Below are 8,374 nucleotides of genomic sequence, written 5' to 3'. Positions count from 1 at the left end.
GGATGTCTTGGAGGACAACCCTCTTCTACAGCAGCTCCGCTGCCTCGTTCACCGGCCTTGACGAACAACCCCCACCCTTAACTGAACGGCGTTGCCTCTAGCGTCCCACGGAAAGCGCTTTCTGAGCCGTCATCAGCCTCATCGACCCGCACCAATCCCCCTCACTCCCCTCAGCCCCTCACACTGGAGAGCCACGATGCGAACGGGACCCGTCATCGCGTGCGTCAGCCTGCTGGCCGGCACACTCGTCGCCCTGACCGGGACGACGGCGCAGGCCGCGTCCACCGCCTACGAGGCCGAGACCTCGCCCGCGGTCTGCACCGGCACCATCGACTCCGACTGGGCCGGTTTCACCGGCACCGGATTCTGCAACGGCACCAACGCGGTGGGCGCCTACGCGCAGTTCACCGTGAACGCCCCGGCCGCGGGCACCGCCACCCTCACGGTCCGCTACGCCAACGGCACCACCACCGCGCGACCCGCCGCCCTCACGGTGAACGGGTCGGCGGTCTCGTCGTCCTCGTACGAGGCCACGGGAGCCTGGACGACCTGGGCGACGAAGACGTTCTCGGTGCCGGTGAACGCGGGCGCGAACACCGTCCGGTTCAACCCGACCAGCGCCGCGGGCCTGCCCAACATCGACCGGCTCGACGTCGAGACGGCCGGCACCACGACCCCGCCGTCGGGCAGCGCGCTGTACGTGGCGCCGAACGGCACGGACGGCGCCGCCGGAACCATCTCCGCTCCCACCACGCTGAGTTCCGCCATCGCCCGTGTCACCTCCGGCGGCACCATCTACCTGCGCGGCGGCACGTACAACCACTCCCAGACGATCACCGTCCCCGCCGGGACCAACGGCACGGCCGCCGCCCGCACGAAGCTCTCCGCCTACCCCGGCGAGAAGCCGGTACTGAACTTCTCGGCCATGACCGAGGACCCGGCGAACCGCGGTCTCGCCCTGAACGGCTCCTACTGGCACGTCAGCGGGATCACCGTCGAGCGGGCCGGCGACAACGGCATCTTCGTCGGCGGCAGCGACAACGTCATCGAGCGCACGGTGACGCGCTTCAACCGCGACTCGGGACTCCAGCTCTCCCGGATCGCCTCCACCACCCCCCAGAGCCAGTGGCCCTCCCGCAACCTGGTCCTGAGCGCGGAGTCGCACGACAACGCCGACTCCGACGGCGAGGACGCCGACGGCTTCGCGGCGAAGCTCACGGTCGGCCCCGGAAACGTCTTCCGCTACGCCGTCTCCCATCACAACATCGACGACGGCTGGGACCTCTACACCAAGACCGACACCGGACCCATCGGAACGGTCACGATCGAGGACTCCCTCGCCTACGAGAACGGCACACTCTCCGACGGCACCCAGAACGCCAGCGGCGACCGCAACGGCTACAAGCTGGGTGGCGAGGACATCGCGGTCGACCACGTGGTCCGGCGCAGCATCGCCTTCCGCAACGGCAAGCACGGCTTCACCTACAACAGCAACCCCGGCAGCATGGCCGTGTCGAACAACCTCAGCATCGACAACGCGCAGCGCAACTACTCCTTCGACGCGGGCACTTCGGTCTTCCGGAACAACACCTCGTGCCGGAGCGCCAGCGGCACGAACGACCGCACGATCGGTGACGTCGACGGATCCAACCAGTTCTGGTCCGGTACGAACGGCTCCCGGTGCGCCACGTACTCCGGCGCCCTGAGCTGGTCGTACGCCACGGACGGACGGCTCGCCGTGACCCTCGGCGGCAGGCCGGTCACCCTGTAGGCGGCAGGCCGGTCATCCGGTGGGAGTGGCAGGCCCGTCACTTTGTAGGTGACGGGCCTGCCACGGCTCCCGCTCCCGTGCGGCGTTCACGAAGCCGACACACGGCTGTCGTACGGCAGCGGGAATGACGTTGTGCGACAGGCCAGTTGGCCCTGACATGACTCTCGGAGCAGTCCTCAGCGCGACCACCCGCCAGCTCCCGATCGACGACACCGTGCGCCTCGCCCAGGAGGCCGGCGACGCCGGAGTGCACTCGGCGTGGTTCGGCCGGTCCTTCGCGTACGACTCCCCGTCGCTCGCCGCGATCGTCGGGCGCGAGGTGCCCGGACTGCAGGTCGGGACGGCGGCGATACCCGTCTTCGGCCGTCACCCGCTGATCGTCTCCAGTCAGGCCCAGACCGCGCAGGCCGCCACCGGCGGGCGCTACCACCTCGGGATCGCCCTCGGCACGAAGCACCTGACCGAGGACGGGTTCGGCATCCCGTACGAGCGGCCGGTCAAGCGGCTCCGGAAGTTCCTCACCGCCCTGCGTCCGCTGCTGGAGACGGGCTCCGCCGACTTCCACGGCGAGCTGCTGACCGCCACGACGCCGTGGCCGGCGGCCGTGCCCGGGGCCCGGCCGACGGTCCCGCTGCTCGTCGCCGCGATGGGGCCGCAGGCCCTGCGGCGGTGAACTCGCCGACGGCGTCCTGCCGTTCCTGGCCGACCGCGTGCGCTCGCCGAGGACATCGTCCCCGCCGTGCCCGCCGCCGCGGCGGCGGCGGGCAGGCCGGCGCCCCGGATCGTGGCCATCGTGACCGGCGTGGTCACCGCCGACGCCGGGGCCGTGCGGGAGAAGGCGACGGAGGCCCTCACGCTCTACGAGCGGATCCCCTCCTACCAGCGGGTCATCGAACGCTCCGGTGGCAAACTGGCCGGCGACCTGGCGGTGATCGGCGACGAGGAGACCGTCGCCGCGCAGGTGCGGCGCTACTTCGACGCGGGGGCGACGGAGGTGGTGTTCACGGCGACGGACCTGGGCGGCGAGGCCGACCGCAGCCGCACATGGAAGCTGCTCGGCGAGCTGTCGAGGGCGTCCGAGACGAAGAAGTCCGGCGCGTAGGCGTCGGCACCAAGAACTCCGACACGAGGGGGTCCGGCGCCGAGGCGTCGGGCACGAGGGGGTGAAGCCCCCCGGCATCACCCCCTCGGCCCTCGCTTCCCTCCGTCAGGAGGCGTGAGGGCCCACGTCGGAGGTCGTCAGGGGGCGGCGGACCGGGGCCAGGGTCGTGTACTCGTCGGCGCCGATGTCCCGCACGGAGCCACGGCTGTGGCCGTCCAGGTCCTCGGCCACGGTCACGCCCGTCAGGGTGGCCGCCCCGATCGCAGGGCTGCCCGCGGCGAGGCGGAACACGCCGTCGGACCCCTGCTGGAGGCGAGGGTCGACGCGGACGTAGCCCGCGGTGGGCAGGTTCCCGTCGGCCGCGGAGCCCCACAGGATGTTGCTCTGCCAGAGGAAGCCGGTGGTCGCGCCCATCGCGACGAGGCTGCCGACGTCGCCGACCAGGATGTTGTCGGCGACGACGACGTCCTGGGGCGCGTACTCCCGGGTCTCGCCCGAGAGCGTGCTCCTGTTGCCGCGCAGGGTGTTGTGCGCGATCACCGCGCGGTCGCACGCGTCGTTTCCGCGCCGCTCCTCGGTGGTCTCGCCCGCGTGGTGGTCGCGGGTGGAGCCGCTGCCGATGACGAGGGCGCGGCCCGAGAGTCCGGCGAGGTAGTTGTTGACGACGAGGTGGTCGTTGCCGTAGACGCGTACGCCGTCGGTGCCGTCGACGACGTGGTTGCCCTCCACCGTGGAGCGGTTGCCGTGGCGCAGCACGATGCCGCCGCGGCTGTCGCGGATCGTGTTGTACCGGACGGTGTTGTCGGAGGACTTCACGGAGACGGCCTCGGGGTCGCCGTCGCACCGCTCGAAGAGGTTGTACTCCACGATCGCGTGCGCGCTGGAGAGCGCGCGGCCGCTGACGCCGAGGCGTATCGGTTCGCCGCCGTTGGCTCCGGTGTAGCTGTGGTCGGAGAAGTGGTTCTTGAAGAGCTGGAGGCGCTGGGCCATGGCGGTCGTGCCGGGGCCGTCGACCACGACGAAGATGCCCTCGGTGGTCTTGTCGTGGAAGTGGTTCCGGTCGATCTTGGCGTCGTCGCCGCGGACGACGACCCAGTCGAGGCCGCTGATGTCGGCGAACCGGAAGTCGTTGCGGGTGAGCCGGACGCGCGGGCTGTCCGCCGGGATCTCCAGGGTGGTGCTCTGCCGCACGGCGAAACCACTGATGACGATGTTGCTGGAGTTGCTGAGGACGAAGCTGCGCTCGCCCTGGAGCACGGCGCCGCCGCGCGACTCGGAGACGATGGTGATGGGGGCACTGCTCGTGCCGTTCCGGCCGGAGACGGTGATCGCGGTGCCGGACGGGACGGTGTACGTGCCGGCGGCGACGACGATCCGGTCCCCGGCGACCGCCCGGTCGATCGCACTCTGGAGTCCGGTCAGGCTGGTGACCCGTGTCTCCGTGGCCGCCGACGCACCGGTCGCGAGCAGCGTTTCGAGCGGCACGGCGGCGACCGCCGCTCCCAGCAGTCCGCCCTTGAGAAACGCGCGACGCCGCATGATGCCTCCTGAAGTCTTCCCCCGTTGCCGTCCGGACGGTACGGCAACTCCCCCAGCTTCGGGCCGGTCGCTGGCGTTCCGCTTACGCGCCGCTAACGGCGGCCGATCGGGTGGACCTCGGGGGCGGGGGCGAGCGGCGGCCCGTTCGCCCTCGGGGGCCGGTTCACGATGGCCCCGGCGGAGCGCCCCGGTCTCCGGGCCCGTTCGGCCATTCGTCCGCTCGACCAGGTGAAGGGGGAGAGATGGCCGGCCGACGCAGGGCGATCGCCCGACTGCTGACGATGTGCCTGGCGGTGGGCGGGGTCGGGGCCACGGCTCCGGCCGCCGCCGAAGCGCCGGTGGTGCGCGGCGCGCTCCCCGCCGACCAGACGATGATCTCCCACGACGACCTGCGGACGGGCTGGGACCGGGACGAGCCCGGTCTCGCCCCCGACCAGGTGTCCAGCTCGGACTTCGGCCTCCAGTTCTCGACCACCGTCGACGGCCAGGTGTACGCGCAGCCGCTGGTCGTGGGACGCACGCTGGTCGCTGCCACCGAGAACAACAAGGTGTACGGGATCGACGCGGCCACCGGGGCCATCGGCTGGACCAAGGACCTGGGTGCCCCCTGGCCGGCCTCGGCGATCAGCTGCGGGGACCTCGTGCCGAACATCGGGGTGACGGCCACCCCGGTGTACGACCCGGCGACGAACGCCGTGTATTTGACGTCCAAGGTGAACGACGGTCCCGACCTCCAGCACCCCAACTGGTACGTGCACGCGCTGGATCCGGTGACCGGGGCCGAGCGCGCGGGCTGGCCGGTGAAGGTGGCGGGCGCGCCGGTGAACGACCCGGGGCGGGCGTTCAATCCGTACACGGCGGGGCAGCGGCCGGGGCTGCTCCTGATGGGCGGCTCCGTCTACGCGGCCTTCGCCTCGCACTGCGACCGCGGTCCGTACGTCGGGTACGTGCTGGGCGTGAGCACCTCGACGCGCCGGACGACGCTGTGGGCCACCGAGGACTCCTCCGCCAACGGCATGGCCGGGATCTGGATGAGCGGTGGCGGTCTGGTCTCCGACGGCCCGGGCCGGATCCTCTTCTCGACGGGCAACGGGGTCTCCCCCGCGCCGGGTCCCGGCAGCCTGCCGCCGGGGCAGCTCGCGGAGTCGGTGGTCCGGCTCGGGGTGAACAGCGACGGCACGATGTCGGCGCAGGACTTCTTCAGTCCCGCCAACGCCTCCCAGCTCGACCTGAACGACACCGACCTCGGCTCGGGCGGTCCTGTGGCTCTCCCGGGCCCGGTCTTCGGGACCAGCCGGCATCCGCGCCTCCTTGTCCAGATCGGCAAGGACGGGCGGCTGTTCCTGCTCGACCGGGACGACCTCGGCGGCCGGAGTCAGGGCCCGGGTGGTACCGACAAGGTGCTCGGCGCCTTCGGCCCGTACGAGGGGGTCTGGGGGCATCCCGCCGTGTACGGCGGGCAGGGCGGTTACGTGTACACGATCGGCAGCGGCGGTCCGCTGCGGGCGTTCGCGTACGGGCTCACCGGCTCGGGGATGCCGGGCCTGACCAACACGGGCAGCGGTGCGCAGCGGTTCGGCTACACCTCGGGCTCTCCGGTGATCACCTCGACGGGGACGAACGCGGGGTCGGCGCTGGTGTGGGCGATCGCCGCGGACGGGGCGAGCGGCGCCAACGGGCAGTTGCGCGCGTACGACGCCGTGCCCGTGAACGGGTCGCTGCGGCTGCGCTGGTCGGCGCCGATCGGGGTGGCGTCGAAGTTCGCCGTGCCGGCCACGGACGGCGGGCGGATCTACGTGGGCACCCGGGACGGTCATGTGCTGGCCTTCGGACGGCCGGCCAACAGCGCCCTGACGGGTGAGCCGGTGGACGCCGGTGAGGTGGCGGTCGGGGCGACGGGGACGGTCACGGCCACGGTCACGGCGACCCGGGACGTGACGATCACGGGGGTGAGCACACCGGCCGGAGGTCCGTTCTCCGCGACCTCCGCCGGGCTGCCGCGCACGCTGCGGGCGGGCGAGACCCACACCGCGCGGGTGGCCTTCTCGCCCACGTCTCCCGGCCCGGACACCTCGGCGCTGACCTTCGCGACCGATCTGGGCGACAGCGCGCTCGGGCTGACCGGTTACGGCACCCGGCCGGGGTTCCTCGCCTCGCCGGGCGCGCTCGGCTTCGGCACGGTGCCGACCACGACGAGCAAGTCGCTCGGGGTGACGTTCACGAACACGGGGACGGCGGACGAGACGATCTCGTCGGTCTCCCTCCCGGGTGCACCGTTCAGCGCGGCGGACCCGCCGGCCGTCGGCACGGTCGTGCGACCCCGGCAGTCCGTCACCGTGCAGGTGGTGTACGCCCCGACGGCCGCCGGAGAGCACACGGGAACGCTCGCCGTCGGCGGCGCGAACGGCACGGCGTCCGTGGCCGTGACGGGCACGGCGGTGACCGGGCGTGCGGAGCTCACCGTCACGCCCACCTCGACGGCCTTCGGCGAGGTGAAGGTCGGCCAGTCGGTGACGAGGACCTTCGACATCAGCAACACCGGCAACATCCCGCTCACCATCACCAAGGCGAAGCCGCCCGCGGCCCCCTTCCACGTCACGAACCCGATCAGTGAGGGCCAGGTCCTCGGCCCCGAGGACGTGGTCCACCAGGCCGTGACCTTCTCGCCCACCTCGATCGGCGCGGTGACGGCCGCGTACGAGCTGACCTCGGACGACGGGCGGGGCCCGCGCAACGAGGCGCTGACCGGTACCGGGGTGGCGGGCACCGGGGTCACCGTGCCCTCGCCGGGCGCGGGCGGCTGGCGGCTCAACGGCGCCGCCGCGATCTCCGGCAACGACCTCCAGCTCACTCGGGCGAGCGCCTCCCAGCGGGGTTCGGCGGTCTGGCCCGTCCCGGTGCTCACCGACGGTCTCAAGGCCTCGTTCACCACGGTGATCGGCGGCGGTACCGGCGCCGACGGTCTGACCTTCGCCCTGCTCGACCCGGCCAGGACGACGCCCACCGCGCTCGGCGCCGTCGGCGGCGGCCTCGGCTACGCCGGGCTCCCGGGCGTGGCCGTCGCCCTCGACACGTTCCGCAACACCGGGGACCCGGCGGCCAACTTCGTCGGTGTCGCGACCGGCGGCAGCGGCTCGGCCCTCACGTACGCGGCGACGACGACCAGCGTGCCCAACCTGCGGGCGGGCACCCACACGGTCACCGTCGCGGTCACCGGCAAGACGGTCACGGTCTCCGTCGACGGCACCCAGCGCCTACGCACGACGGTGGCCTCACTGCCTCCCGCGGCCCTGCTCGCCTTCACGGGGGCGACCGGGGGCCTGACCGACATCCACGCGGTGCGCGGCGCGGCGATCACCTCGCCCTCGTACGCGCTGCCGCCGCCGGGCCCGAACGGCTGGACGTACAACGGCGCCGCCGCCCTGTCCGGCACGAGCCTCGTCCTCAACCCCGTCCAGACGTACGTCAAGGGCTCGGCGATCCAGGCCACGGCGGTGCCGTCGGCCCGGCTGCGGGCCCGCTTCACCGCGACGCTCTCGGGCGGCACCGGCGCCGACGGGCTCGCCCTGCTCCTCCTCGACGCGACCCGGACCACGCCGAAGGCGCTGGGCTACGGGGGCGGCGGGCTCGGCTACAGCGGGCTGCCCGGGATCGCCGTCGCCCTGGACACGTTCCGCAATCCCGGCGAGCCGTCGTCGAACTTCGTGGGCGTGGCCACGAGCGGTTCGGCGTCCACGCTGCGGTACGCGGCGACCTCGACCGCGGTCCCCGCGCTGCGTACGGGCAGTCATGTGATCGACGTGAACGTGACCGCCGCCGGGCGTCTCCTCGTCCTCGTCGACGGGGTGCAGGTCATCGACGTGGCGGTGTCGCTGCCGAAGAACGTCCTGGTCGGATTCAGTGGCGCGACCGGTGGCTTGACGGATCGTCACACGGTGACGGGGGTCCGCGTCGGGTACTGA

General features: G+C 72.4%; 3 protein-coding genes and 1 pseudogene. 3 read left to right on the top strand and 1 reads right to left on the bottom strand.

What is annotated here, in order from left to right; genetic code table 11:
• The first annotated feature begins 196 nt into the window (after positions 1–196).
• Both ACWFR1_RS31335 and ACWFR1_RS31330 read left to right on the top strand, forming a co-directional pair.
• Entirely contained in the window at positions 197–1,771 is a 1,575-nt protein-coding gene (locus tag ACWFR1_RS31335) for a carbohydrate-binding protein (protein ID WP_453557164.1), read from the top strand.
• Positions 1,772–1,928: 157 nt separating this feature from the next.
• Positions 1,929–2,873 (top strand): annotated as a pseudogene (locus tag ACWFR1_RS31330) (TIGR03564 family F420-dependent LLM class oxidoreductase).
• Between the two features lie 105 nt (positions 2,874–2,978).
• Here the strand turns inward: ACWFR1_RS31330 and ACWFR1_RS31325 are convergent.
• On the bottom strand, positions 2,979–4,412 hold the full coding sequence (locus ACWFR1_RS31325) for a chondroitinase-B domain-containing protein (RefSeq protein ID WP_453557162.1): 1,434 nt from the start codon (positions 4,410–4,412) through the stop codon (positions 2,979–2,981).
• A gap of 242 nt (positions 4,413–4,654) precedes the next feature.
• On the opposite strand from ACWFR1_RS31325, the gene ACWFR1_RS31320 reads away from it, so the two are divergent.
• Positions 4,655–8,374: a choice-of-anchor D domain-containing protein gene (locus tag ACWFR1_RS31320; protein ID WP_453557160.1), complete on the top strand. Its 3,720-nt coding sequence runs from the start codon at positions 4,655–4,657 to the stop codon at positions 8,372–8,374.

The sequence above is a fragment of the Streptomyces sp. NPDC055103 genome (genome assembly GCF_053607625.1).
Note: the sequence above shows the minus strand (reverse complement) of the source record. Positions and strands in the feature narration are given on the sequence as shown.

Bases quoted from the DNA above. Each gene is read 5' to 3' on its own strand.
- ACWFR1_RS31335 (WP_453557164.1), top strand. From the start codon at position 197: ATGCGAACGGGACCCGTCATCGCGTGCGTCAGCCTGCTGGCCGGCACA.
- ACWFR1_RS31325 (WP_453557162.1), bottom strand. From the start codon at position 4,412: ATGCGGCGTCGCGCGTTTCTCAAGGGCGGACTGCTGGGAGCGGCGGTC.
- ACWFR1_RS31320 (WP_453557160.1), top strand. From the start codon at position 4,655: ATGGCCGGCCGACGCAGGGCGATCGCCCGACTGCTGACGATGTGCCTG.